Annotated in this window: 25 protein-coding genes; 15 read left to right on the top strand and 10 right to left on the bottom strand. The window is 70.9% G+C overall.

Translation table 11 applies throughout. The features are described from left to right. Positions 1-76: 76 nt before the first annotated feature. Positions 77-457 carry a SchA/CurD-like domain-containing protein gene (locus ACGFSB_RS34355; protein WP_393407607.1) on the bottom strand — a complete coding sequence of 127 codons (381 nt, stop codon included), beginning with the start codon at positions 455-457 and terminating at the stop codon, positions 77-79. 178 nt (positions 458-635) lie between these two features. Between ACGFSB_RS34355 and ACGFSB_RS34350 the strand changes: the two genes are divergently transcribed. From ACGFSB_RS34350 to ACGFSB_RS34290, 13 genes are all read left to right on the top strand, one after another. Then, a complete protein-coding gene (locus ACGFSB_RS34350) occupies positions 636-971 on the top strand; it encodes a TcmI family type II polyketide cyclase (RefSeq protein ID WP_393407605.1) in 336 nt (111 codons plus the stop codon). After that, on the top strand, positions 968-1,402 hold the full coding sequence (locus ACGFSB_RS34345) for a cupin domain-containing protein (protein WP_393407602.1): 435 nt from the start codon (positions 968-970) through the stop codon (positions 1,400-1,402). The genes ACGFSB_RS34350 and ACGFSB_RS34345 overlap by 4 nt, the downstream gene beginning before the upstream one ends. Further along, the gene (locus ACGFSB_RS34340) at positions 1,399-2,685 is read left to right on the top strand and encodes a beta-ketoacyl-[acyl-carrier-protein] synthase family protein (RefSeq protein ID WP_393407599.1); all 1,287 of its coding nucleotides are present in this window, start codon (positions 1,399-1,401) and stop codon (positions 2,683-2,685) included. Before ACGFSB_RS34345 ends, ACGFSB_RS34340 begins: the two co-directional genes overlap by 4 nt. Beyond that, positions 2,682-3,911: a ketosynthase chain-length factor gene (locus ACGFSB_RS34335; protein ID WP_393407597.1), complete on the top strand. Its 1,230-nt coding sequence runs from the start codon at positions 2,682-2,684 to the stop codon at positions 3,909-3,911. Before ACGFSB_RS34340 ends, ACGFSB_RS34335 begins: the two co-directional genes overlap by 4 nt. Before the next feature lie 20 nt (positions 3,912-3,931). Beyond that, complete coding sequence (locus ACGFSB_RS34330) at positions 3,932-4,396, top strand: SRPBCC family protein (RefSeq protein WP_393407594.1); 465 nt, start codon at positions 3,932-3,934, stop codon at positions 4,394-4,396. A gap of 10 nt (positions 4,397-4,406) precedes the next feature. Then, positions 4,407-4,862: a DUF1772 domain-containing protein gene (locus ACGFSB_RS34325; protein WP_393407592.1), complete on the top strand. Its 456-nt coding sequence runs from the start codon at positions 4,407-4,409 to the stop codon at positions 4,860-4,862. 25 nt (positions 4,863-4,887) lie between these two features. Further along, positions 4,888-5,640 (top strand): SDR family NAD(P)-dependent oxidoreductase, encoded by a 753-nt coding sequence (locus tag ACGFSB_RS34320; protein ID WP_393407589.1) that lies wholly within the window; start codon positions 4,888-4,890, stop codon positions 5,638-5,640. After that, positions 5,640-5,960, top strand: a complete 321-nt coding sequence (locus ACGFSB_RS34315; RefSeq protein ID WP_393407586.1) for an antibiotic biosynthesis monooxygenase family protein — start codon at positions 5,640-5,642, stop codon at positions 5,958-5,960. The genes ACGFSB_RS34320 and ACGFSB_RS34315 overlap by 1 nt, the downstream gene beginning before the upstream one ends. Beyond that, a complete protein-coding gene (locus ACGFSB_RS34310) occupies positions 5,950-6,261 on the top strand; it encodes an antibiotic biosynthesis monooxygenase family protein (RefSeq protein WP_393407584.1) in 312 nt (103 codons plus the stop codon). Before ACGFSB_RS34315 ends, ACGFSB_RS34310 begins: the two co-directional genes overlap by 11 nt. 33 nt (positions 6,262-6,294) lie before the next feature. Then, complete coding sequence (locus ACGFSB_RS34305) at positions 6,295-7,158, top strand: NAD(P)-dependent oxidoreductase (RefSeq protein WP_393407580.1); 864 nt, start codon at positions 6,295-6,297, stop codon at positions 7,156-7,158. A gap of 39 nt (positions 7,159-7,197) precedes the next feature. Further along, complete coding sequence (locus tag ACGFSB_RS34300; protein WP_393407577.1) at positions 7,198-8,856, top strand: FAD-dependent monooxygenase; 1,659 nt, start codon at positions 7,198-7,200, stop codon at positions 8,854-8,856. Continuing rightward, positions 8,856-9,200, top strand: coding sequence for an antibiotic biosynthesis monooxygenase family protein (locus ACGFSB_RS34295; protein WP_393407574.1), 345 nt, complete (start codon positions 8,856-8,858; stop codon positions 9,198-9,200). Before ACGFSB_RS34300 ends, ACGFSB_RS34295 begins: the two co-directional genes overlap by 1 nt. A 181-nt stretch (positions 9,201-9,381) precedes the next feature. Then, positions 9,382-10,944 (top strand): multicopper oxidase family protein, encoded by a 1,563-nt coding sequence (locus ACGFSB_RS34290; protein ID WP_393407572.1) that lies wholly within the window; start codon positions 9,382-9,384, stop codon positions 10,942-10,944. A 76-nt stretch (positions 10,945-11,020) separates the two neighbouring features. On the opposite strand, the gene asnB is transcribed toward ACGFSB_RS34290, so the two are convergent. Genes asnB through ACGFSB_RS34270 form a run of 4 tightly spaced genes read right to left on the bottom strand, consistent with a single transcriptional unit; the run spans position 11,021 to position 17,279 of the window. After that, the gene (gene asnB / locus ACGFSB_RS34285; RefSeq protein WP_393407570.1) at positions 11,021-12,871 is read right to left on the bottom strand and encodes an asparagine synthase (glutamine-hydrolyzing); all 1,851 of its coding nucleotides are present in this window, start codon (positions 12,869-12,871) and stop codon (positions 11,021-11,023) included. Positions 12,872-12,910: 39 nt separating this feature from the next. Next, the gene (locus ACGFSB_RS34280; protein WP_393407568.1) at positions 12,911-14,545 is read right to left on the bottom strand and encodes an FAD-dependent oxidoreductase; all 1,635 of its coding nucleotides are present in this window, start codon (positions 14,543-14,545) and stop codon (positions 12,911-12,913) included. Between the two features lie 31 nt (positions 14,546-14,576). Next, the gene (locus ACGFSB_RS34275; RefSeq protein ID WP_393407566.1) at positions 14,577-15,434 is read right to left on the bottom strand and encodes a PfkB family carbohydrate kinase; all 858 of its coding nucleotides are present in this window, start codon (positions 15,432-15,434) and stop codon (positions 14,577-14,579) included. Between the two features lie 36 nt (positions 15,435-15,470). After that, positions 15,471-17,279, bottom strand: a complete 1,809-nt coding sequence (locus tag ACGFSB_RS34270) for an MFS transporter (RefSeq protein ID WP_393407564.1) — start codon at positions 17,277-17,279, stop codon at positions 15,471-15,473. A gap of 232 nt (positions 17,280-17,511) precedes the next feature. Here ACGFSB_RS34270 and ACGFSB_RS34265 point away from each other — a divergent pair, with 232 nt between their 5' ends. Both ACGFSB_RS34265 and ACGFSB_RS34260 read left to right on the top strand, forming a co-directional pair. Further along, positions 17,512-18,207 (top strand): N-acyl homoserine lactonase family protein, encoded by a 696-nt coding sequence (locus ACGFSB_RS34265; RefSeq protein WP_393407562.1) that lies wholly within the window; start codon positions 17,512-17,514, stop codon positions 18,205-18,207. A gap of 21 nt (positions 18,208-18,228) precedes the next feature. Beyond that, the gene (locus ACGFSB_RS34260; RefSeq protein WP_393407559.1) at positions 18,229-18,555 is read left to right on the top strand and encodes an antibiotic biosynthesis monooxygenase family protein; all 327 of its coding nucleotides are present in this window, start codon (positions 18,229-18,231) and stop codon (positions 18,553-18,555) included. 80 nt (positions 18,556-18,635) lie between these two features. On the opposite strand, the gene ACGFSB_RS34255 is transcribed toward ACGFSB_RS34260, so the two are convergent. The 5 genes from ACGFSB_RS34255 to ACGFSB_RS34235 are packed head-to-tail and all read right to left on the bottom strand — an operon-like array spanning position 18,636 to position 25,576. Beyond that, positions 18,636-19,037, bottom strand: coding sequence for a cupin domain-containing protein (locus ACGFSB_RS34255; protein WP_393407556.1), 402 nt, complete (start codon positions 19,035-19,037; stop codon positions 18,636-18,638). Beyond that, entirely contained in the window at positions 19,034-20,758 is a 1,725-nt protein-coding gene (locus ACGFSB_RS34250; RefSeq protein ID WP_393407553.1) for an AMP-binding protein, read from the bottom strand. Before ACGFSB_RS34250 ends, ACGFSB_RS34255 begins: the two co-directional genes overlap by 4 nt. Beyond that, entirely contained in the window at positions 20,758-24,060 is a 3,303-nt protein-coding gene (locus ACGFSB_RS34245; protein ID WP_393407551.1) for an FAD/NAD(P)-binding protein, read from the bottom strand. The genes ACGFSB_RS34250 and ACGFSB_RS34245 overlap by 1 nt, the downstream gene beginning before the upstream one ends. Continuing rightward, the gene (locus tag ACGFSB_RS34240) at positions 24,057-24,575 is read right to left on the bottom strand and encodes a cobalamin B12-binding domain-containing protein (RefSeq protein WP_393407549.1); all 519 of its coding nucleotides are present in this window, start codon (positions 24,573-24,575) and stop codon (positions 24,057-24,059) included. Before ACGFSB_RS34240 ends, ACGFSB_RS34245 begins: the two co-directional genes overlap by 4 nt. Before the next feature lie 50 nt (positions 24,576-24,625). After that, positions 24,626-25,576: a hypothetical protein gene (locus ACGFSB_RS34235; RefSeq protein WP_393407546.1), complete on the bottom strand. Its 951-nt coding sequence runs from the start codon at positions 25,574-25,576 to the stop codon at positions 24,626-24,628. Positions 25,577-25,851 lie beyond the last annotated feature (275 nt).

Below are 25,851 nucleotides of genomic sequence, written 5' to 3'. Positions count from 1 at the left end.
ACCATGCCCTGAGCGGCGGTCTCCCCCTTGAGGGAGACCGCCGCTCAGGGCATTTCGTGCCGCGTACGGCGCCGGGTCAGGCCGTGGCGGGGATGTCCCGTGCGGAGATCTGCGCGACGGTGTTCAGCAGGCTCCGCCGGAACGTCGCGACGAAGCCCTCGACGGTGTCCGTGTCGCGCGGCTTGCTGAGGTAGGGCTTCAGCTTCTTCTCCACCTCGCGCACGCCGGGCTGCGAGGCCATGTGCCGGGCGACGGCTTCCAGATCGCCGGTGTACTCGATGACGCGGACCAGCGTGTCATCGCGCAGGAAGACCGCGGTGGCGAGAATCGTGCCCGCCGACTCGCCGGCCTGGTCCTTCACCTGGCTGCCCTTGACGCGCTTGAAGTCGCCGAAGATCTCGGTGAGTTCCTTCTCGTATCCAGGCTTGATGTCGTAAGTGATGGCGGCGAAGGCCATACCTGCTCCCTCTTGAGCTCGGGCCGGTCAGTGTCAGGGCAGCACAGCCGACATGCCTCGGGACGGGCTCGAATCGCTCTGGGCCCGAACGCTGGAGGCCGATTCGAGCAGGTCTCCAGTTCGCGGTGAGACGTTCCCGTCGAACCCAGTCACCGGGCTACCTGGAGGTAGGTACACCGTGCATCGCACTCTGATAGTCGCCCGGCTGAAGCCGAACAAGACCGATGACATCGCGCAGATCTTCCACGACTCCGACTCGACGGATCTGCCGCACATGGTCGGCGTCAGCCGCCGGACCCTCTTTCAGTTCCACGGGCTCTACTTCCACCTGGTCGAGGCCGACGAGGACATCTCGCCCAACCTCTACCGGGCCCGCAGCCACCCGCTCTACGAAGACATCAACACCCGTCTGCTGGATTGCGTGGAGCCCTACGACCCGAACTGGAAAGAACCGAAAGACGCGATGGCCAACCCCTTCTACATCTGGACCAAGGACGGAGGGCGGATCCAGTGACCACCGCCATTACTCGCACGGTGAAAGTGACCACCGAAGAAGTCGAGGCCAACACCAAGCGCGGCGGCGACATCCGCGTCACCCTGAGCCCCAAGACAGTCGGCTGCACCTCGGGATTCGGCGGGGTCATGACCCTGGACCCGGCCGACTTCATCACCGAGCACTACCACCCGTTCTCCGAGGAGTTCCTCCACGTCATCAGCGGAACGCTGGAGATGACGCTGGACGGCAAGGTCATCGAGCTGGGCGCCGGTGAATCGCTGCTCGTGCCGATCGGGGTGCGCCACCGGCTCGTCAACACCGGTGACAGCACGGCCACGTGCGCCTTCCACCTGTCGCCGCTCGCGCCGCGCCCCGAGCTCGGCCACGTGGACACCGAGGTGGCCCAGCGGCCGCACGAGTCCAACCCTGACGTCGGCGGGGCACGGTGACCAGACGGGCCGTCATCACCGGCATAGGTACGGTCGCACCGGGCGGCGTGGGCAGGGAAGCGTTCTGGGACCTCCTGTCGTCCGGCCGCACGGCCACCAGGAGCATCTCGCTCTTCGACGCGAGCCAGTTCCGCTCCCGGGTGGCGGCGGAGGCGGACTTCGACCCGGCGGCCCAGGGCCTGACCGAGCGCCAGATCCGGCGGATGGACCGCGCCGCCCAGTTCGCGGTCGTCTCCGCCCGGGAAGCCGCCCAGGACAGTGGCCTGGACTTCTCCTCGATCGCCCCCGAGCGTCTCGCGGTCAGCCTGGGCAGCGCGGTCGGCTGCACGATGGGCCTCGAGGAGGAGTACGTCGTCCTCAGCGACAGCGGCAAGAAGTGGCTCGTCGACCACGAGTACGGCGTTCCACACCTGTACGGGTACATGGTGCCGAGCACCCTGGCGACCGAGGTCGCCTGGGAGGTCGGGGCCGAAGGACCGGTGGCGCTGGTCTCCACGGGCTGCACCTCGGGCCTGGACGCCATCGGCCACGCCGTCCAGCTGATCGAGGAGGGAACGGCGGACGTCGCGCTGGCCGGTGCCACCGACGCCCCCATCTCCCCGATCACCCTGGCCTGCTTCGACGCCATCAGGGCGACCACGGCGAACAACGCCGACCCGGAGCACGCCTCGCGCCCGTTCGACGGTGAGCGGGACGGCTTCGTCCTGGCCGAGGGCTCCTCGGTCATGGTCGTCGAGGAGCGCGAGGCCGCGCTGGCCCGCGGCGCGCGGATCTACGCCGAGATCGTCGGCTTCGCCGGGCGCAGCAACGCGTACCACATGACCGGACTCAAGCCGGAAGGCCGCGAGATGGCCGAGGCCATCAGGGTCGCCCTGGACCAGGCGAAGCTGGACCCGACCGCGGTGGGCTACATCAACGCCCACGGCTCCGGCACCAAGCAGAACGACCGTCACGAGACGGCCGCGTTCAAGCGGAGCCTGGGCGACCACGCCTACGACATCCCGGTCAGCTCCATCAAGTCCATGGTCGGGCACTCGCTCGGCGCGATCGGCTCCATCGAAGTGGCCGCCTGCGCACTGGCGCTGGACCGTCAGGTGGTTCCCCCGACGGCGAACCTGAAGACCAAGGACCCGCTCTGCGACCTGGACTACGTCCCGGTCACCGCCCGGGACCACGCCATGGACGTCGTGCTCAGTGTGGGCAGCGGGTTCGGTGGCTTCCAGACCGCGATGCTGCTCGCCCGGCCGGGTTCGGCCGCGGCCGCGGCAGGAAGGGGCGCATGATGACGGTGACCTCCAGCCGGCCTCCGGTGATCACAGGCCTGGGCATCATCGCACCGACCGGCATCGGCATCGAGGCCCACTGGTCCGCGGTCCTCGCGGGCAAGTCCGGCATCGGGCTCATCGACCGGTTCGACCCGGCGGGCTACCCGGTACGCCTCGCGGGGCAGGTCCCCGGGTTCAGTGCCAAGGGGACCGTACCCAGCAGGCTGATCTCGCAGACCGACCACTGGACGCACATGGGCCTCGCCGCGGGGGAGGCCGCACTGGCCGACGCCGCGGTCGACCCGGCCGAGCTGCCCGAGTACGAGATGGCGGTCGTGACCTCCTCTTCCTCGGGGGGCACGGAGTTCGGCCAGCAGGAGATGACGGCGCTCTACACCCATGACCCCTCGTGGGTCGGCGCGTACCAGTCCATCGCCTGGTTCTACGCCGCCACCACCGGGCAGCTGTCGATCCGGCACAAGATGCGCGGCCCGTGCGGGGTGCTCGCCTGCGAGCAGGCCGGCGGCCTCGACGCCATCGGACAGGCCCGTCGGCTGACCCGCAAGGGCTCCCGTCTGGTCGTCACCGGCGGTACCGACGCCTCGCTCTGCCCGTACGGCTTCACCGCGCAGCTGTCCACCGGCAGGCTCTCCACCGTCCAGGACACGAACCGTGCCTATGTGCCCTTCGACGCCGAGGCGTCCGGGTACCTGCCCGGTGAGGGAGGCGCGATCCTCGTCCTGGAGAGCGCGGAGTCCGCCGAGGAGCGCGGGGCGGGCGACGGGTACGGGAAGGTGCTCGGCTACGCCGCGGGCTTCGACCCGGCTCCGGGCTCCGACCGGCCGCGCGCACTGCGCCGCACCGCCGAAGCGGCACTGCGGGATGCCGGGCTGGCTCCGGAGGACATCGACGTGGTGTTCGCCGACGCCTCCGGGCTTCCGGCGGACGACCTCGACGAGGCACGGGCCATCGCCGGGATCTTCCGTCCCCGCGGCGTCCCGGTCACCGCGCCGAAGACGCTCACCGGGCGGCTGTACGGCGGCGGCGCCCCGCTCGACGTGGCCACCGCGCTGCTCTCGCTGCGCGACGGAGTCATCCCGCACACCGTCGGGACCCGGCAGCCCGCGCCCGGCATCGAGATCGACCTGGTCACCGACGCGCCCCGGGAACTGCCGCTGCGCCACGCCCTGGTGCTTGCCCGCGGCCACGGCGGATTCACTTCGGCCCTCGTGCTGGGCCGCTGACGACGAGAGGAGCATCAATCATGGCTGGACACACCGACAACGCCATCGTCATCGACGCACCGCTGGACGTGGTGTGGGAGATGACCAACGACGTACCGAACTGGCCCGACCTGTTCAGTGAGTACGCCTCCGCCGAGGTGCTCGAGCAGGACGGCGACACCGTCGTCTTCCGGCTCACCATGCACCCGGACGACGACGGCAACGTCTGGAGCTGGGTCTCCAAGCGGACCAGCGACGCGAAGACCCGCACGGTGAACGCCGAGCGGGTGGAGACCGGTCCCTTCGACTTCATGAAGATCTACTGGGAGTACACCGAGGAGCCCGGCGGCGCGGTCCGTATGCGCTGGGTCCAGGACTTCCACATGAAGCCCGCCGCCCCGGTGGACGACGAGGGCATGACCGCCCATCTGAACCGCAACACCCTGGTGCAGATGGCTCTCATCAAGGAGAAGGTCGAGTCCGCAGCGCGTCTGACGACCCACTGAGGAGCGAGAGGTGCTCGTCTATCTGACTCCGTTGCTGCTGCTGCTCAACGGTCTTGCCGCCGGAGTGCTCTTCGGTACCCAGCTCGGCGGCCAGCCCTACCTCGCCTCGCTGCCCACCGACCGCTATGTGCACGCCCACGCGTTCTTCGGGCAGCGGTACGACCCCGCGATGCCCATCTGTCTGGTCGGCACGTTCGTCCTGGACACGGTGCTTGCCGTCACGGCGCCCGACGCCGCGGCTCAGGCGCTGTTCGCCGTGGGAGCGGTGCTAGCGGTGACCACGGCCGTGATCTCCGTCGTCAAGAACGTGCCGGTCAACCGGTGGATGCGCACTCTCGACCCGGACAACCTGCCCGCGGACTTCAAGGACCCCCGCAAGATCTGGGGGGCCTGGAACAACCGGCGCAGTCTGCTCACCATCGCCGCGCTGGTCGTCAACTGCCTGGCGCTCGGCGTCCTGCTCTAACTTTCCCTAACGCGAAGGAATTCTCATGGACCTCGAACTTCGGGGCAAGAAGGCTCTGGTCACCGGCGGCACGCGCGGTGTCGGCCGGGGCATCGTGCTCGCTCTGGCGCACGCGGGTGTCGACGTCGTCACCTGCTACCAGCGCGAGAGCGACTACGTCACCAGCCTGGAGCGGGAGCTCAAGGAGATCGGCGGCGACCATCATGTGCTGCGCGCCGACCTCTCCCAGCCGCAGGAGATAGCCACCCTGCTCGAGCGGGTCAAGGAGATCCACGGCACGATCGACCTGCTGGTCAACAACGCGGGCGCGATCAGCCACATCCCGTACGCGGACCTCTCCCTGGACGAGTGGAACCGCATCCTGACGACCAATGTCACCGGCGCGCACCTCGTCATCCAGCACGCGCTGCCGCTGCTGAGCGAGGGCTCCTCGGTGGTCAGCATCGGCTCCAAGGCCGTCGAGGCCGGGATCCCGCTGCGCTCCCACTACACGATGACCAAGGCGGCCCTCGTCGGCCTCAGCCGCTCGCTGGCCAAGGAGTTCGGCCCCAAGGGCATCCGGTTCAACGTGGTCGCGCTCGGTGTCATCGAGACCGAGAACTTCCACAACCTGCCCGAGGACCAGCGCACCCTGATGACCCAGCGCTACAGCGCCAAGACCGCGCTCGGCCGCCTCGGCCAGCCGGACGAGGTCGCCGGTGCGATCCTCTGGCTCGCCAGCGACCTGTCCCGTTACGTCACGGGCAACACCATCGGCGTCGACGGAGGCATCTCCTGATGGCCTTCCGTGTGATGCTCCGCCTGGAAGTGGTGCCGGGCAAGGAGAACGAGTTCGAGAAGGCCTGGCACAAGGGCACCGACGCGGTGACCGGACACCCGGCCAACCTCGGTCAGTCGCTCTCCCGCGAGGCCGGCCAGGAGAGCACGTACATCATCATCAGCGACTGGGTGGACGAGCCGCGGTTCCGGGAGTTCGAGGAGAGCCCCACCCACCTCGAACACCGGGCGACCCTCCACCCGTTCCGCAAGGGCGGTTCCTTCCACGTGATGGAGATCCTCACCCACATCGAGGGCAAGGCCGCCGCCGATGCCCGGTGAGGTCAGGGTCCTTGTCTTCCAGGCGGCCCATGACGACGCGCAGCTGGCCCAGGTCAGGACGGCCTACCACCAGGTGAGCGAGCGGCTGGCCAAGGTGCCCGGAATGCTCGGCAACGAGCTGCTGCGCAGCCCCATGGACGCCAGCGTGCTCGTCGTGATGAGCCGCTGGGAGTCCCTGGCCGCCTTCCAGAAGTGGGAGTCGGGCGCGGAACACCGTCAGGACACCGCGCCGCTGCGGCCCTTCAGGGACACGCGAACGGCCGCCGGGTTCGCCATCTATGAGGTTGACGCCGCCTACTGAGCGGCCCGGACCGAGAGAGAAGAGATCTTTTCCATGGACAACCGTCAGGTGGCGTTCCTCGGTCTGGGCAACATGGGCGGCGGCATGGCCGGCCGGTTGCTCGACAGCGGGTACGAACTCACCGTCTACAACAGGACCGCGAGCAAGGCGGCCGGCCTGGTCGAGGCGGGTGCCACGCTCGCCGACGCCCCCGAGAAGGCCGCATCGGACCACTCCGTGGTCATGCTGAGCCTCAGTGACGAGAAGGTCGTCGAGGACGTCCTCTTCGGCAAGGTGGTGCCGGTGCTTGCCCCCGGCACCGTCATCATCGACACCTCCACCGTGTCGCCCGGCTACGCACGGGAGGCGGCGCAGCGCCTTGCCGACAAGGGCCTGCGCCGGGTCGAGGCCTGTGTCGTCGGCAACCCGCTGCAGGCCCGCTCGGGCGAACTGCGGGTGTACGTCGCCGGTGAGGCGGCGGACCTGGAGACGGTGCGCCCGGTCCTCGAGACGGTCGGCAACGATGTCGTCCACCTCGGTGCCCCCGGCACCGCCGCCAGCATGAAGCTCATCCTCAACCTGCTGCTCGGCGCCCAGGTCGCCTCGCTCGCCGAGGCCGTCGCGTACGGCACCGCCGCCGGACTCGACCGCGATCAGCTGCTCGGATCGGTCGCCTCCAGCGGGTTCAGCTCGATGGTGATGCGCTTCAGGGCCGAGCTGATGCGCTCACGCCGGTACGAGCCCGCCTTCTTCCGCTCCGAGCTGATGGAGAAGGACATCCGGATCTCGATGGAGGCCGCCGAGGCCCACGGCATCGCGATGCCCGTACTCGGCGTCGTCCGGGAGCAGTTCGCCGCGGTCATCGCCGCCGGCGACGGCGACAAGGACGCCTCTGTGATCGCCGAGCACCACGCCTAGGACCGTCAGGGGACGAAGGGATGTGAGGCTGTGCAGGATATGAGCCGGAGTCCGCTCCGCAACACGGACGTGCTGGTGGCCGGCGGGGGACTCGCGGGGTTGACGACCGCTCTGTTCCTTGCCGGGCAAGGAGTCGAGTGCCTGCTGATCGAGGGCGCGCGCGAGCGGCCCAAGCTCCCGCGCATCCTCGGCATCCACCCGAGGGCCATGGAGCTGCTGCGCTCCCTCGGCCTGGAGGAAGAGATCCGCGAACTGCCCACGACCCGGGCGCTCGCCCGGAATTCGGGGATCGTGGCCGCCGAGTCACTGGCGGGCCTCGAGCAGGGCGAGCTGGGCGAGAAGTACGTGATGGACGTGAGCACTCCGCTCGGTCTGCTCTCGCCCACCAGCTGGTGCCTGTGCGACGAGGGGGAGCTGGAGGAACTGCTCGGCGTCAGGGCGCAGCAGCTCGGCGTCGTCCTGCGCGGGAGCAGCACCCTTCTCTCGTTCGACCAGGCGGACAGCCACGGCGATGAAGTGACCGCGGTGGTGCGGGACTCGGACGGCGGCACCGAGCGGATCGTCAAGGCCTGCTACCTCGTCGAGGCCGGCGGCACGGCCGGGGTCGTGCGGGACACCCTCTCCATCCCCTTCGACGGTGAAGTCCTCGGCCAGTACGTCACGGTACGGTTCACCGCCGACCTCCGAGCCGAGCTCGGGGACCGCAGGTTTCTGATGTGCTACACCGTCAACCCCGCTCTGCGCGGGGCGCTCATGCCGCTGGACAACGCCAGTGAGTGGCTGCTCCACGTCTCCTACGACCCCGATCGCGAGCCCCTCGCCTCGTTCACCGAGGAGCGGTGCGAGGAACTGGTGCGGGCGGCGACAGGAGTACGGGATCTACAGCCGGTGATCGCGGAGGTCAGCGACTGGACGGGGGAGGCCAGGGTCGCCGGGAGGTTCCGGGACGACCGGGTCTTCCTGGTCGGCGACGCGGCCCATGTGATGCCGCCCAGCGGAGGGTTCGACGCGGGTACCGGCATCATCGACGCCCACAACCTGGCGTGGAAGATCTCGGCCGTGCTCAACGGCTGGGCCGGAAGCGAGCTGCTGGAAAGCTACGACGAGGAGCGCCGCCCCGTCTGCGCGGCCACGGTGGAGCAGGCCGTGCTGCGGGCCAAGGACCGGCCGCGGTTCCTCGGCACGGACTCCGGGCCGGTCAGCTCCGACCTGGTGGAGGACCCGCTGGTCTGGTTCAACCCCCGCTACCGGTCCTCCGCGCTGACCCCGAGGGACGAGGGAGTCTTTCCCGGGGACGGGCTGTGGGCGGCGGAGAACGACGGCCGCCCCGGCAGCAGGGCGCCCCATCTGCGGCTGCGGCACGGTGGCTCCGAGGTGTCCGTGCACGATCTGTTCGGGCACTCGATGGTGCTGCTCACCGGACCCGACAGCGAGCCCTGGAAGAAGGCGGCGCGGGCCGTCGCCGCCGACCTGGGTATGCCCTTCTCGGTGTACGCGGTCGGCACCGAACTGACCGATCTCGACGACCGCTGGCCCGAGTTGTACGGGGTCACGGCACAGGGCGCCGTCCTGGTGCGCCCCGACGGCGTCGTCGCCTGGCGCTGCGCCGACGCGCCGATCTTCACCACCAACACACTGCGCGCACTGACGAAGCGGATACTCCGGCTCGACCGGCCGGCCGCGAGGGAGGAAAGGTAATGGAGAGCGAGAGCGGCCTGACGCCGGGCGGGCCCTTCCGGGTCATCCTGCGCATGGAGGTCTTCCCCGAGATGACCGCCGACTTCGAGAAGGTCTGGCTGTCCATCGGCGAGAGCATCGCCCATGAGCCCGCCAACCGCGGGCAGGTCCTGGTCAGGTCGACGGAGGAGGAAGGCGTCTACTTCGTCTTCACCGACTGGAGCGACGAGCAGGAGTTCCGCGACTTCGAACTCAGCCACCGCCACACGCTGAACCGCCAGCGGCTCAAGCCGTTCCGCCGCAGCGGCACCATGGACGTCACCCAGGTGGTCCACCGGATCGACCGGGTACCCGCCACGTCCTGAGCGCCGCCCCCGAACCGAACGCCGGGTGCCCCTCGCACGGATCCCCCCTCCGGGACGAGGCGGCGCCCGGCGTTCGCGCGTGCGGGTTCAAGCGATTCTCAAGGATCACCGGTACATCCTGGGCAAAGATGGCTTGACCGATATTTTGCCCTGCCCGGGGCCTGTCCGGAGGAACCGAACCATGACACCAGCCCGTCCAGGCCGCCGCCGATTCCTCAAGATCGCGGGTGTCACGGTGGTGGTGGCGGGAGGAGGCTGGGGGGCCAACTTCCTCTCGGTCTACTCCGGCCACCAGATGAGCAACGTGGGCAGTCTCAAGTTCCGCAACCGGCTGCGCGTCCCCGAACTCCTCGACCCGGAGCCCTCCGAGGACGGCCGCAAGCAGTACACGCTCAAGCTCGCGCAGGGGACGAGCGAACTGCTGCCGGGAAAGAAGACCGAGACCTGGGGCGCCAACGGCAGTTACCTGGCACCGACCATCCGGGCCCGCCGCGGCGACAAGGTCTCGATGGCCGTGCACAACGGCCTCCCGGACGCCACCAGCATCCACTGGCACGGTATGCACCTCCCGGCGGCCATGGACGGCGGCCCGCACCAGATGATCGAGCGCGACGGCACCTGGAAGCCGAAGTGGACCGTGCACCAGCCGGCCTGCACCCTCTGGTACCACCCGCATCCGCACGGCTCGACCGCCGACCACGTCTACCGCGGCATCGCCGGGATGATCATCCTGGACGACGAGCACTCCAAGGGGGCGCCACTGCCCTCCGACTACGGCGTCGACGACGTACCGCTGGTCATCCAGGACAAGAACTTCCACGGCGACGGATCCCTCGACTTCGGCGAGAGCTCCTTCCGCGACACCATCGCCGGGATGGACCCCCTCGGCATCCTCGGGGACACCATCATCGTCAACGGCACCTATGACCCGTACTTCCGCGTCACCACCAAGCGGGTCCGCCTCCGGTTACTCAACGGCTCCAACGCCCGCGTCTACCGGCTGGGTTTCCCCGACGACCGCACCTTCCACCTCGTCGCCGCCGAGAACGGGCTGCTGCGGCGGCCCCGGCCCATGACCCGGCTGCAGATCGGCCCCGGCGAACGCGCCGAGATCGTCGTGGAGTTCAAGCCGGGCGAGGAGGCCGTGCTGCGCAGCTTCTCGCCCGCCCTCGGCATCGGCTTCCCGACCGACCGCTTCCACGGCGGCGACGACACCTTCGACATCGTCGCGCTGCGCGCCGCCAAAACCCTGCGGCCCTCCCCGGCGCTGCCCACCCGCTTCGCCGGTGCCCCCGCCCCGATCAAGGTGCCGGACAACGCGAAGGTACGGAAGTTCCACTTCGTGGGGACGCAGATCAACGACAAGTCGATGGACATGAACCGGGTCGACGAGGTGGTGCCCGCGGGGGCCACCGAGATCTGGGAGATCGACCGGGGCGACGGGACGCTGCACTCGTTCCATGTGCACGGCGCGACCTTCAACGTCCTGGACGCGGGCGGCGAGGAACCGCCCGAGGAAGCGCGCGGCCCCAAGGACACCGTCTATCTGCCGGAGGCCGGCAAGGTCAGGCTGGCGGTCAAGTTCGACACCCTGACCGACGACAAGGTGCCGTACATGTACCACTGCCATGTGCTGCGCCACGAGGACGACGGGATGATGGGCCAGTTCCTCGTCGTCCCGCCGGACCAGGTGGACAGCGCCCCGAGGACCATCGAGGACTCGCACGGCGGCGGCCACCACTGAACCGGGCGGCCACCGCGGACGACGTGCGCCGGGCCCGGGGGTCAGATCCCCGGGCCCGGCGCGTTCGGCGGACTGATCAGAGGGCGAGCCGCACCCCGTACCTGCGCAGCCAGGTGTTCAGCTGGATCGGCAGCTCGACATTGGCCCGCCGGGCCCACCGGTTCAGGCCCTCGGGGTCCTTCAGCGCGGCCCGTGCGGCCGGCACGTCGAGCAGCGGGAGGACCGGCGCCTGAGGGTCGTCGAGCAGCGCGTGCATCTCGGTGCGCAGCGCCGCCTCGTACCCGGGGTCGAGGGTGACCGGGTACGGCGTCTTGCGGCGCTCGATCACGCTCTTGGGCAGCAGGTCGCGCACCGCGGCGCGCAGCAGGCTCTTCTCCTGGCCGTCGAAGTTCTGCATGTCCCAGGGCAGGTTGTAGGCGTACTTGACCAGCCGGTGGTCGCAGTACGGCATCCGCACCTCGAGGCCGACAGCCTTGAACAGCCGCTCGGTGTGCCCGTTCTGGTTCTCCATGAAGTTGGTCAGGTGAACCCAGCAGAGCTCCCGCATGTGCTTCTCGTGCTCGGACATGCCGGGCAGGTGCGGGGCCTCGGACACCGACTCGCGGTACCGCTGCGCCGCGTAGTCCAGCGGGGCCAGGTCCTTCAGCAGCCCTCCGGCGAAGAGCCCGCAGCCAAGACCCGCGGCATCGTCGCGGACCACCCCGCGGGCGACCCACGGGAAGGTCTCCATGGTCGACTCCACGGGGTCGCGGTTCCAGGCGACCCCGTGGAAGAGCGAGTCGGCGGCCTCACCGGTGAGGACGACCTTGGCGTGCTCGCTCACGGCCTTCGCGAGGAGGTACAGCGAGGTGTTCATGTCACCCAGCGGGGTGGGGTAGTCCTTGGCGCGCAGCACCGCGAGCCGGGCGATCGGGTCGCTCAGGTCGGCGGGGTCGAGCACCACCGTGGTGTGGTCGGTGTCCAGGTGGCGCACCACATCGGCCGCGTAGGGGGCATCGGGTGAGTTGCGGGTGTCGGTCGCCTTGAAGTTCTCCGCGTGCTGGGCGAAGTCGACGGTGAAGGTCCGTACCCGCTCGCCGGTCTTGCGCAGTTCACGGTCGGCCAGGCCCACCACACCACTGGAGTCCAGGCCGCCGGAGAGCAGCGAGCCGAGCGGCGCCTCGGTACGCAGGTTGCGGCCGATGCTCTGCTCGAGCAGCCCGCGGATCGTCGCGACGGTCGTGTCGAGGTCGTCCGTGTGCTCATCCGCCTCCACCGACCACCAGCGGGTCTTGACCGTGTGCCCCGCCTTCACCAGCAGGTGGTGCCCCGCGCGCAGCCGGTGCATCCCGCGGAACGGCGCCACGTGCGGCGTACCGGAGTACGTGAAGATCTCCTGCAGCCCCTCGGCGTCCACCTCGGGCTCGACCTGCGGATGCGCGAGGATCGCCTTCGCCTCGGAGCCGAACACCAGACCGGTGGCAGTCGGGTAGTAGAAGAGCGGCTCCACGCCGAGACGGTCACGGACCAGGAAGAGCTCCTGGTTCCTGGCATCCCAGACGACACCGGCGAAGGTCCCCTCAAGACGGTGCACCGCCTCGGCGCCCCACTCCAGATAGGCGAAGAGCAGGATCTCGGTGTCACCGCCCGACCTGAACCGGTGGCCGCGGGAGGCGAGTTCGGCCCGCAGCTCCTCGTGGTTGAGGATCGAGCCGCTGTGCGCGGCCACGGCGACCGTGCGGCCGTCGTGCTCCAGGGTCACCGGCTGATGCCCGTCGGCGAGGTCGAAGACCGCAAGACGGCGGTGGCCGATGGCGGCCCGCGGGCTCACCCAGACCCCTTCCCCGTCGGGTCCGCGCTGGGCCATGGCCGCCGTCATGGCCAGGACGGTGCTGTGCTCCCGGGTGAGATCCCGGTCGAAGTCCACCCAGCCGGTTATTCCAGACATCTTCTCTCCATCGTTACGGGGGTGAGCAGGCGTGGTGTACTACCGGGCCAGCACGGTGGCCAGGGCATGACCGAGCACGGCGTCGGGGGTGTCGTGTCCGGCGGGCGCACGCCAGGCCACCACTCCGTCGGGCCGGACCAGAACCGCACCCCGTGCGGTCACACCGAAGGTGCCGGACCACTGCCCGGACGGGTCCGACGGCCCTTCGGGCGAGCCGATCCGCCGTACGTCGAGGGTGATCCCGAGGCGCTGGGCGGCGGCCCTGCCCGCCGTGGCCCAGTCCTCGGCCCCGGGGCCGGTGAGCAGCACCATGGAGCGGCTGAACAGGTCGAGGGTCGACAGCGGCTGCCCGTCGTGCTCCAGAGCCACGTGCGGTGCGCGGGTGCCGGGGGCGCCGCCGGGGGCCGGGTTCCACACCCCGCCCGGCAGTGCGGGCTCCTCGGGTCCCGCGAGCACGGCGCCGGAGCGGTACTGCCCGCCGAACCAGATCGCGGTGTCCTGCACGATGTCGGGGTTGGCCGGGGCCGGTTCCTTGTCGGCAAGGCGCGGCCGGTCCTTCGACCGGAGCACGGCCTGTTCCACGATGGAGGCGCCGATGGGCCTGCGTTCGGCGTCGTAGCTGTCGAGCAGCCCGCGGCCCGCCTCGCCGCGCAGCACCGAGGCCAGCTTCCAGGCCAGGTTGTGCGCGTCCTGGACCCCGGTGTTGGAGCCGAACGCCCCGCTGGGCGGCATGACATGGGCGGCGTCGCCGATCAGGAACACCCGGCCGGAGCGGTACGCCGATGCCGAACGCCCCGCCGCTTCCCAGGGCATGGCGCCGAGCACCTTCACCGCGAGCTCCGGCACCCCGGCCGCCGCCCGCACCAGCTCCTGGCAGCGCTCGTCGGTGAACGAGGCGGGGTCCTCGACCGCCGGGTCGAAGGTGACGTGCAGCAGCCAGCGCCGGGCGTTGTCGAGGGGCATCAGCGCACCGCGCACGGTGTCGTTGAACGTGTACATCATGATGAAACGGCGCTCGCCCAACTCCTCGGCGAGATCGGCCTCGAAGTGCACGTTGAGGAAGTTTCCGGTGGTTCCGGGACCGTCGAAGCCGATGCCAAGCTGCGTGCGCAGCGGACTCGAGGGGCCGTCGGCGGCGACGAGGTAGTCGGCGCGCACGGTCCTGCTCTCGCCCGAGTCGCGGTCCCGGAGCACGGCGGTGATCCCGCGCTCCTCGTCCTCCTGCTGGAAGGAGACGAGCTCGGTGCCGTACTGGAAGTCGGCTCCGAGCTCCTGCGCGCGCTCGCGGATGACCGGTTCGAACTCGTCCTGGTGGCACAGGCACCAGCCCGTCGGTGACAGGGTGCTCAGGTCGGTCTTGACGTCCATGAAGTACGCCTCGTGCAGCGCGCCCATCTGGTGCCCGGTGAGGGACTGACCGGCGTACACACCGCTGTTGTCGGCCAGGGCCCGCGCCGACTCGGTCGCCCGGACCCGGGATTCGATTCCGGCCGAGCGCATCAGCTCCATCGCGCGGGGGTTGATACCCCGTGCCCGGGGGTGGGGCGACATGCCGCGGTGGCGCTCCACGACGAGGCTTGGCACCCCGTGCTGCGCCAGGAACAGGGCGACCGACAGGCCGGCCAGTCCGGCACCTACCACCAACACGGGCGTGTGCTGTTGTTTGCTGGACACACCAATCCTCCCTCTGTACGGAGCTTGCGGCTCAGCGTGAGGGCCGCGGGTCGTAGCTCGATCGAGCCGGACTGGAAGCCGGCGCGGTGCTCGCTCCAGAGGTGCGGGCCAGGTGCGCGAGGTGCTCGAGCGAGGGGACGATCTCCTTCACCGCACCGGCCCCATAGGCGGAGCGCAACCGGTCGGCCAGGTCGTCCCCGTGCAGCGTGTACGCGTGGGTGCCCGCGGTCTCCAGGGCGACGGAGGCGACCGCGCCGCCCAGCCTGGCCGCGTCCACCGGGCTCAGGCCCCAGGCGAGGGCGGCCAGGAACCCGGCCCGGAAGGCGCCCCCCGCACCGGCGGGATCCGCCGTTTCGCGCGGGGGCACGGCCGCCACGTCGAGGGGCAGCCGATTGGCGGAGACGATGCGGGAGCCCCGGGCACCGTGCGTGGTGACCCACGTGCCCACCCGGCCCAGGACCTGCTGTTCGGTCCAGCCGCTGCGCTCCTGGATGAGCACGGATTCCCGCGCGTTGGTGAACAGGATCCGCGGCCCCTCGAGCAGCGCCCGCGCCTGATCCCGGTCGAGGCGGGCCAACTGCCCCGAGGGGGCGGCGACGAAGGGGATCTCGAGCTCCACACACTGACGGGTGTGGCAGGCCATCGCCTCGGGGGCGTCCGGCGACACCACGACCAGGTCGAGCCGGCCGGTCTGCTCAAGCACCTGCCGGAGGTCGATGGCCCGTTGGGGGAGGTCCGTCCCGGCCGCCCCGACCAGCAGGGGCGCCAGGCCGAGGGCACCGAGCCCGAAGGCGATGTTGGCCGCGCCCCCGCCGGAGCGCTCCGCGAAGGGGCGGCCACAGGTCGTCATCCGGTCGGCGGCGATGGAGCCCGTCACTGCGATGCGCATGTCTACTCCCGTATCTGGTGAGGGGCTGCGGGCCGCTCAGCCCGTGGAGGCCTCCTGCGCGGCGGTGCCGGTCTGCCCCGCCTGGCCCGCGTCGCCCGCGTCGTCGGCCCCGTCGGCCCCGTCGGCCCCGTCGGCCCCGTCGGCCTCGTCCTGTTCGGACTCCCGGGCCTTCTTGGGCAGGGCGAAGGTCAGGAAGAACCCGAGGACGATGATCCCGACCTCGTACCAGAGGACCTTCGCGGTGGCATCGGCGAAGCCGTTCTTGCGTGCCTGGTCGCCGGCGTCGGCGAGTGCCTTGGCGACCGGCCCGCTCTGCGCCGGTGAGACGGTGCCGGGAGGGACGATCGCCTTGCAGGCGGCGGGCACTTCCCTCTCGTCGGTGCTCTTGCCCTTCTCCTTGGCGCAGACGCTGAAGTTCGTCACGATCTGTTCCCGGCCGGGCGAGACGACACCGACCGTCGCGAGCTCCGAGCGGAGCGCCGGCAGGGCGTCGTCCGTCGCGGGTCCCGACTGTCCGGCGAGCAGGTTGAAGAACAGCACGCCGATCACTGCGACGCCTGCCGCCGCGCCCAGTTGGTCGGCGGTGCTCAGCAGGCCGGAGCCGGAACCGGCGTGTTCGACCGGGACGCCGCCGAGGACGATGTCGACCACCGGTGAGATGACGAAGCCGAGGCCGAGGCCGAGCACGGTCAGCGCGGGCGCGAGGTTCCAGCCGGCGAGGTCGCCGCCGTAGTGGTGGACGGTCCAGATCAGGCCGGTCATGCCGACCCCCATGACCACCATGCCGATGCTCAGCACCTTGCGCCCCATCTTGAGGGCGAGCAGCGCGGAGAACGCGGACGTGATCATGGCGCCGAACGAGAACGGAATGGTGGCCAGGCCCGCCGCGAGCGGCGAGAAGCCGAGGCCGACCTGCAGATAGAGGGTGAAGGGGAAGAACAGCCCTGAGATGATCGCGAAGAAGCTCAGCATCACCAGGAGCCCGGCCACGAAGGACCGCTCCTTGAAGAGGCTGGGCTCCACGAGCGCCGAACCGTCGCGGGCCGCCTTCTTCCTCTCGTACAGGGCGAAGGCGACGAAGAGCGGCACCGAGGCGGCCATCGCGATGAACGTCCAGGCCGGCCAGCCGGACTCCGCGCCCTCCACCAGCGGGTAGAGCAGCGCCACCAACGCCAGGGTGATCAGCCCGACGCCCACCAGGTCGAGGCGCTGGATGCGGGGCGACCTGGACTCGCGTACGTACGCGGCGACACCGATCAGCGCGACGATCCCGACCGGAACGTTCACCAGGAAGATCGGACGCCACGACCAGCCGAAGAGGTCCGCGTCGACCAGGATGCCGCCGAGGACCGGGCCGAGCATCGCCGCCACCCCGGAGAGCGCCCCGAACAGGCCGAAGACGGCGGCCCGTTCCTTGGGCGGGAAGGTGACCTGGAAGATGGAGAGGCCCTGGGTCATGACCACCGCGCCGGCCAGACCTTGCAGCACCCGGGAGGCGATGAGCATCTCGATGCTCTGTGCCACACCGCACAGGAGCGAGGCGAGGACGAAGAAGCCGATGCCCAGCGTGATCATCCGCTTGCGGCCCAGCATGTCGCCGATCCGGCCCACGGTGATCAGACTGAGCGCGAAGGTGAGCGTGTACGAGGCGGCCACCCACTGCAGGGCCGCCTTGCTGGCCTCGAGTTCGGTCTGCATGACCGGGAGGGCCACGTTCACGATCGTGGTGTCGATCAGGTCGAGAGCGATGGCCACCAGGACCACGGTGGCCGCCCGCCACCGGCGGGGATCGGGCTCCTGGGCCGCCTCCCCCGTGGCCGGTGTCCTGTCTGCTGCCTGCGTCACGGGATCTCCCTTGTGGCACGGATGGCGGTCTTCGGCGGCTCTCAGCCGGGCGCGCACAGATCCGCTTCTGGCCGGGATCCTGTCCGCGTCGGATCGGGTTCCGCTCGAGGCCCGGTTGATCAACCGGCCGCCCGCGCCCGGTGTGACGTCCTCGATCGGGACTTGAGCGGCAGCGCCGATGATGACCGCCGCGGTGACGGCACGGGCCGCCGCCCGGAGGGGAGCATGAGGGATGAGGCTGTATCTTCTGCGGCTCGGCACCATAGCCGGGCTCGAGGCACCGGTGCCGGGCTATCTGATCCGTACGGACGACGGCCACAACGTCCTGATCGACACGGGTGCCCCCGCCGACCCGTCGCCCGAGGCGCGGATCCGGGTGGACGAGGGACAGGACGTGGTGGCGCAGCTCGCGGAGCTCGGGGTGCGCCCGGAGGAGATCGGCACGGTGGTCTGCTCCCACCTCGATCCCGACCACAGCGGGTACCACGCGGCCTTCCCCGGCGCCGAGTTCGTGATCCAGCGCGCCCACTACGAGCTGGCGCTCGCGGGCACGGTGCCCCGGCTCGAAGCGGCCAGGAAACTGTGGGACGTCCCCGGGCTCACCTACCGGGTGGTCGACGGCGACACCGAACTGCTGCCCGGCGTCGAGCTTGTGGAGTCCAGCGGGCACATCGGCGGGCACCAGTCCGTGCTGGTACGGCTGGCGAACTCCGGCCCGGTGCTCCTCGCGGTCGACGCCATCCCGATGGCCGCCGCCCTCGACCCCGACGAGCGGCCGGTCTTCCCGTTCGACCTCGACGAGAAGGACGTACGGGAGAGCACCCGCAAGCTGGTCGCACTGGCCGGCCGCGAGGGCGCCCTCATCGTCCATGGGCACGACGGCAAGCAGTGGGCCGGCCTGCGCGTGGCCCCCGCCTACTACGACTGAGAACGAGAAGGGACCGGCATCATGAGCGGCGAGCGCATCCGTGTGGTCATCTACCTCCGTGCTCCCGACGGGGGTTCGGAGCAGCTGGAGAAGACCTACCGCGAGATCAGCTGGGTACGCGGCGACGCACAGGGAACCGCCATCGAAGGGCTGATCCGCAGCGAGCTGCTGAGAGACGTGGACCGCGAGGGCGAGTACGTACTGCATGGTGAGTGGGAGAGCCTGGAGGCCTACCGCACCTGGCAGTTCGGCCCCGACCACGCGGGCAACCCCTCGGCGCTGCGGGACTACCAGGACCGGTCCAGGGGCCGGCACTACGCCGTGTACGGCATCGCGTCCCAGGACTGAGAGCCCGGCCCCCCCACTGCCGGGCTACGCAGAGCGCCGCCGGACCCGGTCCGGCGGCGCTTCCCGTTGCGTACGGCGGCTCACTCCACCGGTTCGGCGGGCTCCACCGGGGCTTCCCAGACCACCAGCATCAGCGCGCCCTTCTCGGTGCGCGGGGCGTGCACGCTGCCCGGCGGCAGGACCAGCATCGAGTGCGCCGGATGGACGCCGTCCTCGGTGATCAGCTCACCCTCGAGGACCTGGATGATCTCGTAGCCGGTGTGCCGGTGCGGGGCGGCGGCGGCCCCCGGGTGGTAGCGGACGAGCGAGGCCGCCGGGCCGCCGGGGCCGGTCTGCTCGGTGGTGTAGAGCGGGAACACCTCCACACCGACCCGCCCGTCGGCGGTCAGCGGCGTGAACTTGAGCCTGCGCTCCAGCTCCTGCGGCCGGTCGAGCCCCTCGATGATCAGGGGGGCCGTGCTCTGGGTCGGCTTGCTCGTCATGCCGTCAACTCCTCGTCTGGGTAAGGGAATGTGCTGCGCAGCCGGTCGCGTACCTCTCGGCGGCGTACCTTTCCCGAGGTCGTCCGGGGCAGCTCGGCGGTGAACTCGACCTGGGCCGGACGGCCCACGGGTGACAGCGTCCTCGCGCAGTGGGCCAGCAGCTCGGCGGCCAGCTCGGGGCCCGCCGTGCGGCCGGGGGCCGGGACCACCACAGCGAGCGGCAGCAGCCCGGCGACCGCGTCCGGCACCGGGACGACGGCCAGGTCGGCGACGGCCGGATGGCTGCGCAGCGCCGCCTCCGCCTCGTACGGGGAGACCCGGTGGCCGTAGGACTTGAACACGTCGTCGCGGCGGCCAAGTACCTTGATCCAGCCGTCGGGTGAGCGCTCCGCGAGGTCCCCGGTCGCGTACCAGCCGCGCCCCAGGGCCTGTTCGGTGCGCTCGGGATCGTCCAGGTACCCCGCCATCACTCCGACGGGCCGCTCGCCCTCGAGCTCCACGCAGATCTCCCCGCTGTCACCCGGATCCCCGGTCCGCGGGTCGCGCAGGCTGATCCGGTAGCCGGGCAGCGGGGTGCCGAGCAGCCCGGGTCTCGGCTCGGTCCCCGGCGTGGTGCCGATCAGCGCGGTCGTCTCGGTCTGCCCGTAGCCGTCCCGCACGCGTACGCCCCAGCTGTGGAGCACCTCGTCGGCCAGCCCCGCGGCCAGCGGCTCGCCGGCGCTCGTCGCCTCCCTCAACGCCGGTACGGCCGAGCCGAGATGGGGCCGCAGCTGCTGCCACACGCTCGGCGGTGCGCAGAAGCTGCTCGCACCCTGGTCCCGCAGGATCCGGGGGATCCCGGCGGCGTCGAGCGGCCCTTGTGGCAGTGCGACGACGGTGGCCTCGGCGTTCCACGGGACGAAGAAGCTGGACCAGGAGTGCTTGGCCCACCCCGGCGATGAGACGTTGACGTGCAGGTCCCCGGGGAGCAGCCCGTTCCAGTAGAGGCCGGACAGATGCCCGACCGGGTAACTGGTGTGGGTGTGCGCCACGAGCTTGGGCGCCGATGTGGTGCCCGAGGTGAAGTAGCAGAACGCCACGTCGTCGGCGGGGGTGGGCCGGTCGGGGACGAACCGGGCCGTCTCCCGGTCGCTGTCGCGGTAGTCACGCCAGCCGGGCACGTCGCCGGGGACGGCGATCCGTACCCCCGGCACGTCCGTGCCCGCGAACGGCTCCACCGCGTCCGCCCGGCACACCAGGTGCCGGATGCGCCCGCGCCGTACCCGGTCCGCGGCCTCCGCCGCCGTCAGATCCGGGTGGCAGGGCACCACCACGGCACCGGTCTTCAGCGCGGCGAGCAGCACCTCCCACAGTTCCCGCTGAGTGCCGAGCACCACCATCAGCCGGTCCCCGCGTGCCACGCCGAGCCGGGTCAGCCACACCGCGACCGCGTCGGAGCGCAGCGACAGCTCCTCGTAGCTGATGTTCTGCGCGCCGCCCGCACGGTCGAGCAGCCGCAGCGCGGGCGCGGTGTTCCCGGCCGCCACTACGTCGAACCACTCCAGCGCCCAGTTGAAATGGGCCGGGCGCGGCCAGCGGAACTCCGCCACGGCCGCCTCCGGGTCGCCCCGGTGACGCAGCAGCAGGTCGCGCGCGGCCCGGAAGGCGTCGGACGCGGCGGTGTGCCGGGCCGCGCCGTGTGCGTCGGTCGTCGGCGCACCGGTCGTCAGCGCACCGGTCATCAGTGATCGCCCCCTCTCTCGGCGTCCAGCAGGTTGCTCCACCGCTCACCGAGCACCAGACCGCTGAGCCGCGCGCCGCGCTCGGCCCCGGCCAGGACGTCCTCGGCGATGGCGTCGGCGTCGGCGACGAACTCGCCGCGCACTCCGGGCCGTCCGCTGCCCACCTGGGTGAACCAGCGAGTGAACTCGCTGGGGATGCCGAGGACGTACAACCCGGTCTCGGCCCGGCCGCCGGCGCCCACCGGGTGGTACGGCGACGTGGTGACGTCGACCCCGCCGGTGGCGAACTCGGTGCCGTCGGGACCCCGGTTGACGTACGCGGTGAGCAGCCCGGCGTCACGCAGCCTGGCGGACAGGCCGGCGGGCGAGCGCCGCAGGTCCGGCTCGGGTATCCGGGCGTCGATCACCGAGTCGAGGAGCTTGCGGCTGTCTGCGACGTGCGGGGACTCCACGAAGAACCGGCCGGTGTCCGGGGCCGCGCCGAACCGGGCACCGGGGCCGATGATGTGCAGCACACCGGCATCGAGGAGGGCGAGCACCTGGCGCACCCGGACCGCGGGCGGTCCTGTGGTCAGCCGCGACGCTAGGGGGACGAAGTCCCGCAGGAAGTCCTCCCGGTGGGAGTCGGGGGTGAGCCCGGAGAAGTCCACGGCGGTACGGATCACCCCGCGCACATCGCGGATGGTGTCCAGGCACGCCTTGACCGGACCCTCCTCGTTGCCTTCGGCCGCGAGTTCCAGATCCCGGTGGAGGAACGCGGTCAGCGCCTGCCGGAACTCCCCGGCGCCGGCGAAGAACCGCCCCCGGAACGGCATGGCCCACGCCTCCAGGTCGAGCGGCTCCAGGTTCTCCAGACCGCACCTGGCCGCCACCCGGGCCACGGCCTGCTGGGGCGCGGCACGTGCCGCCGTCGTCTGAAGTGCCGCTTCCGTGGCCCGGCCCAGGAACCGCGCGGCGATGTCGGGGCCGTAGGCGCGGCGCAACTCGGCGGCGCAGCGCACCAGTTCCACTTCGGCCAGCAGCCAGGGCAGCACATCGCGGCGGAAGTCCAGCCTGCCCTTGCGCCGGGCCTCGCGCATCCGCTCATGGGTGAAGAGACGTGGCCGGTACGAGAGTCCGGGGGCCTTCTGGTTGAGGCCCCGGGCGAACAGCGGGGCACCGCTGCGGGAACCCGCGGTGATCACCGGTTCCCGCCCGCTCGGCAGATAGCGCAGTGCGCCCGCGGGACCTTCGGTGAATCGTCCGCCGCGTCCCACCGTGAGAGCGGCGGTCACGTCGTAGAAGGAGAGGCCGAGCCCGAGCACGCCGACGTCCGCGCCCGCCGGGATGCTCTCCAGCGGCATGTCGATCGCCGAGTCGCCCCGTATGTACCGCAGTTGCGGGCGCTGCTCGGCGAAGTCGGCCAGTGCCTGCTGGTCGGGCCGCAGGGCGGGCAGCGGGTGACCGGTCGTCAGCACCACCCGGTCGGCCCGCAGATGGCGGCCGTCGCCGAGGGAGAGCAGGAACCGGCCGTCGGCCTCCTTGGCGAGCGCCTCGACGTGGATGCCTTCGAAGCGGTGCAGGCGGAGCACCTCGGGGGACAGGGTCTCCTCGATCCGGTCGAGGGCATGGCTCAGGTACTGCCCGTAGACGGCGCGCGGCGCACAGACACCGGGGTCCGCGGCCACCGGGTCGACGGTCCGCCACCACTCGTACAGGGAGGGGCCCGCACCCGCCCGGTCCCGGCCGTCGTCGGGCGGTCCGGAGAAGATGGTGACCTCGCCCGCCACGGTGTTCATCAGGGACCACCGGGGCTGGTCGGTGCGCCAGATCCGCCCGGGACCCACCTGGGCGGCGTCCACCGCGTACACCTCGACGGGACGGTTCGCGGGCCGCTCGGCGAGCCGCGCCACAAGACGTTCGAGTACGGAGGTGCCGCGCGGCCCGGTGCCCACCAGGGCGATCCGGTACGGCGCCGGGGGCAGTTCCTGGGGCGGCTCCTGCATCGGCTCCTCCCAGTCGGATGCCGGTGCGGCGTCGAGCGCCAGCAGGTCGTGCCGGTCCGCGGTGTAGCGGAGCATCTGGAGCAGCCGCCCGGACGTGATCTTGCCCCGCACGGAGACGCGGGTGGACGAGGGAAGCGGCAGCCGGCCCGTCTTGGTCCAGCAGAGCCGTCCCTCGCCGTCGATGCCGGCCTGGGTCAGCCCCCGGTTGTCCTCGTGCAGGCAGAACGGCACGTCGAGCACGCCCGACCGGAACGCCCTGATCAGCGCGGTGCCCACGTCGTCGTGGTGGTCGAGGGTGGCCTCGATCAGCGCACGTGCCTCGCTGAGCACGTCGCCGGGGTCGACCTCCCGGGCCCAGGGCACCTGGCTCTCGCTCCGGGCCTGCGCCGCGAGGCGCGCGGCGGAGCGCAGGGCGGCGACGTTCTCCGCGACCGTGGGCAGCCTGATGGCCTCCACCGGTGTCTTCACGATCAGCCGCTCGGCACCGCCCCTGACGGCGAGCTCCGCGCTCCGGTCCATCAGGAGCTGCGCGCCCTTGGGGCTGCCGGGGAAGACCCCCATGTAGGCGTAGAGCACGATGTGGTGGTCGATTCCGGCGGGCAGCCACTCGTCGGCGAGTATGCGCAGTGCGGCGAGCGCCTCGACGTCCTGCCGGGCATCCGTTTGCTGCGCATAGCTGAACGACACGCTCTCCACGCCCTGCTGGGCGAAGAACAGCCCCTCGAGCAGGCTCACCGCGATGAGCATGGACGGCGGGCACAGCTGCCCCATCAGGCAGCCGCCGAAGGTCTCCAGGTGGGCCCGGAGCTTGCGGCTTCGGGTGAGTGCGGCGAATTCGGCGCTGCTCTCCCGCCAGTTGGCGACCGACTCGGCGAGCGGTGTCCTGCCGTAGGGCAGGCAGTACGAGACCGGGCCGCCCTCGCTCGCGGTGAGCCCCGCCTCTGCCATCGTGCGGAAGATGGCCAGGGGGATGGCGGATCCGTGCCGGACCTGGACGGGCCGCCCGGCGGCGGCCGACGCGACCTCGGCGGCGACGGCCGGGCCGTGCACCACGATCGGGAATCCGTTCAGCTTGTCGCCCGAGGCCAGTGCGGCACGTGCGTGGTCGTGCTCGCCGACCCGGGTGTAGGCGTCCAGCGTGATGGTGCCGACCGTGCGGTGCGGGACGGCGCCCACGGCGCGCAGTCCGGTCGCCATCGTGTCCGGTTCGGCCATCCCCATCCGGGGCTGGACCACCAGTTCGTTCGCGGCCGCCGCCCGGCGCACATAGGTGCCGAGGTCGGCGGAGACGGGTGCCGGCACATTCGACTCGGTCATGCCTGCCGGTCCTTCGTGATCCGGCGCGCCTGGGGGAGCGCGTCGGACGGCTGCTCGGGTGCGGCGGAGAGGGCCGCCGCGCGTGCTCCGGGCAGAGCGGCGAGCAGGCGGCCGAAGACGGCGGTGTCGGCGGTGTCGGAGAAGACCGCGTCGAAGCCCGCCTCGATGAGCGACCCGGCCGTGGAGTCACTGGTCTCACCGATGGTCCCCAGCTTGCCCCCGATGATCACGGGGATGTCCTGGGCCACGGGATCGGCGCGCAGCTTACGGATCGCACGGGCGCCGTCGAGCTCTCCGTGCCCGTTCACGGTGCTGATGACGACCGCGTCGGGACGGATCCTGCGCGCCGTGTCGATCAGCAGCTGGTCCGGTACGCAGGGCCCGAGATTGACGACTTCGTGGCCCGATTCCTCCAGGAGAAGCTGCAGAAAGACCAGATTCCAGGTGTGGGCGTCCGAGGAGACCGTCGACAGCAGAATGCGCCGCCGTCCGTCTCGTTGAGCCACTGTCCTCATACCGTGTTCATCTCTCTCTCGTAAGGACCAGGGCGGCATGGGGGGAAGGGTCAGCGCAGGGTGACCAGTTGCCACATGCCCTCGAACGCGCGCTTGGTCAGGGTGGTGCGGTTGCTGATGAAGCTGGTCATCAGGTAGCGGCCGGGTTTGAGGGAGAGCGAGAAGACCGCGGAGGCGCCGGGGGAGAGCGGGGTGAGTCCGGTGGGCAGGCCCGTGAAGGGGAAGAGGGGCGGCTCCTTGCCCAGGCGCAGCGCCTCCATGCAGGCCGTGACGGTCTCGGTGGTGGCTTCGGCGGTCGCCTTGTAGAGCATCACTTCGTTCAGCTGCGCGGAGTGGTTGACGACCTGGAAGGTGCCGTTCGCGGGGAGGACCGACGCGGCCAGGAAGCGGCCGTCGGGGCCGTCGTCGTAGGGGGAGACGACCTGCGTCGGGGCCCACGGCTGGACGGGCCGGTGCTCGGGCGGGCCGACCCGCAGCTCGCGTATCCCGATCTCGGGGTGGGCGGGATCGACCGTCGTGTAGTTGATGAGGTGGTACGTGCCGGGGGCGAGGATCCACGACACGGAGATGGTGCCGCTTGCCGAGGTGACCGCCGCACCGCCGAAGTAGTGGGCCTCGGCGTCGATCTGCGCGAGCGCGGCCCGCCGCGCCGCCGGGTCCGTCGCGGTCGCCGCGGTCTTGTAATGGACCAGGAAGGTGTCCAGGTCGGTGTCGGGGCGCAGCCGGATGAGGCCGAGTGCCTGCTGCTTGGGCTCGGTCGTGGAGGCCGAGAGGGTGACAGGACCCGCGGGCACCGTCCGGGTGCTCAGTTCGATGCCCGTCGCGGAGGCGACGGCCTGGATGGTCGGCCCGGCAGGGGAGCGCCGCTGCCGGGATGCCGCCGATGCCGTGGCCGTGGGGACGAGAACGGCAGCTGCCGTCAGTCCGGCCAGCATCCCGCGGCGCGCGAGACGTCCGCTCCCATCGGTCGACGAGTCAGGGCGGCTTGGGGTCGCGTGCATGACGGGTTCCTCCTCAGTCCCGGAGACGAAGGCCGGGACGGTGCACCGCACCGCGGGCGGTGCGAATTGGATTGATCCGAGGCTCGGCATGCTCCGCAGGGGGACTCAAGAATGGGTGCAGTGTGTATCGAAGGCGCGGGCAGCCACGGGTGACGGCGGGCCGCGCGGCAGGCGGGGCCGCCGTACGACAGGGAATGCAGGGACACTCGAGCGGCGGTGGGCACGCTGCTCAGGGCCGGTGAGTCTCCGGCCCCATGCCCGAGCAGGAGGCCTTC

Source organism: Streptomyces sp. NPDC048441, assembly GCF_043200235.1.
In the GTDB taxonomy this organism is placed as follows: Bacteria; Actinomycetota; Actinomycetes; order Streptomycetales; family Streptomycetaceae; genus Streptomyces.
Note: the sequence above shows the minus strand (reverse complement) of the source record. Positions and strands in the feature narration are given on the sequence as shown.

Bases quoted from the DNA above. Each gene is read 5' to 3' on its own strand.
- ACGFSB_RS34355 (WP_393407607.1), bottom strand. From the start codon at position 457: ATGGCCTTCGCCGCCATCACTTACGACATCAAGCCTGGATACGAGAAG.
- ACGFSB_RS34335 (WP_393407597.1), top strand. From the start codon at position 2,682: ATGATGACGGTGACCTCCAGCCGGCCTCCGGTGATCACAGGCCTGGGC.
- ACGFSB_RS34330 (WP_393407594.1), top strand. From the start codon at position 3,932: ATGGCTGGACACACCGACAACGCCATCGTCATCGACGCACCGCTGGAC.
- ACGFSB_RS34320 (WP_393407589.1), top strand. From the start codon at position 4,888: ATGGACCTCGAACTTCGGGGCAAGAAGGCTCTGGTCACCGGCGGCACG.
- ACGFSB_RS34315 (WP_393407586.1), top strand. From the start codon at position 5,640: ATGGCCTTCCGTGTGATGCTCCGCCTGGAAGTGGTGCCGGGCAAGGAG.
- ACGFSB_RS34310 (WP_393407584.1), top strand. From the start codon at position 5,950: ATGCCCGGTGAGGTCAGGGTCCTTGTCTTCCAGGCGGCCCATGACGAC.
- ACGFSB_RS34305 (WP_393407580.1), top strand. From the start codon at position 6,295: ATGGACAACCGTCAGGTGGCGTTCCTCGGTCTGGGCAACATGGGCGGC.
- ACGFSB_RS34300 (WP_393407577.1), top strand. From the start codon at position 7,198: ATGAGCCGGAGTCCGCTCCGCAACACGGACGTGCTGGTGGCCGGCGGG.
- ACGFSB_RS34295 (WP_393407574.1), top strand. From the start codon at position 8,856: ATGGAGAGCGAGAGCGGCCTGACGCCGGGCGGGCCCTTCCGGGTCATC.
- ACGFSB_RS34290 (WP_393407572.1), top strand. From the start codon at position 9,382: ATGACACCAGCCCGTCCAGGCCGCCGCCGATTCCTCAAGATCGCGGGT.
- asnB (WP_393407570.1), bottom strand. From the start codon at position 12,871: ATGTCTGGAATAACCGGCTGGGTGGACTTCGACCGGGATCTCACCCGG.
- ACGFSB_RS34275 (WP_393407566.1), bottom strand. From the start codon at position 15,434: ATGCGCATCGCAGTGACGGGCTCCATCGCCGCCGACCGGATGACGACC.
- ACGFSB_RS34265 (WP_393407562.1), top strand. From the start codon at position 17,512: ATGAGGCTGTATCTTCTGCGGCTCGGCACCATAGCCGGGCTCGAGGCA.
- ACGFSB_RS34260 (WP_393407559.1), top strand. From the start codon at position 18,229: ATGAGCGGCGAGCGCATCCGTGTGGTCATCTACCTCCGTGCTCCCGAC.
- ACGFSB_RS34255 (WP_393407556.1), bottom strand. From the start codon at position 19,037: ATGACGAGCAAGCCGACCCAGAGCACGGCCCCCCTGATCATCGAGGGG.
- ACGFSB_RS34250 (WP_393407553.1), bottom strand. From the start codon at position 20,758: ATGACCGGTGCGCTGACGACCGGTGCGCCGACGACCGACGCACACGGC.
- ACGFSB_RS34245 (WP_393407551.1), bottom strand. From the start codon at position 24,060: ATGACCGAGTCGAATGTGCCGGCACCCGTCTCCGCCGACCTCGGCACC.
- ACGFSB_RS34240 (WP_393407549.1), bottom strand. From the start codon at position 24,575: ATGAGGACAGTGGCTCAACGAGACGGACGGCGGCGCATTCTGCTGTCG.
- ACGFSB_RS34235 (WP_393407546.1), bottom strand. From the start codon at position 25,576: ATGCACGCGACCCCAAGCCGCCCTGACTCGTCGACCGATGGGAGCGGA.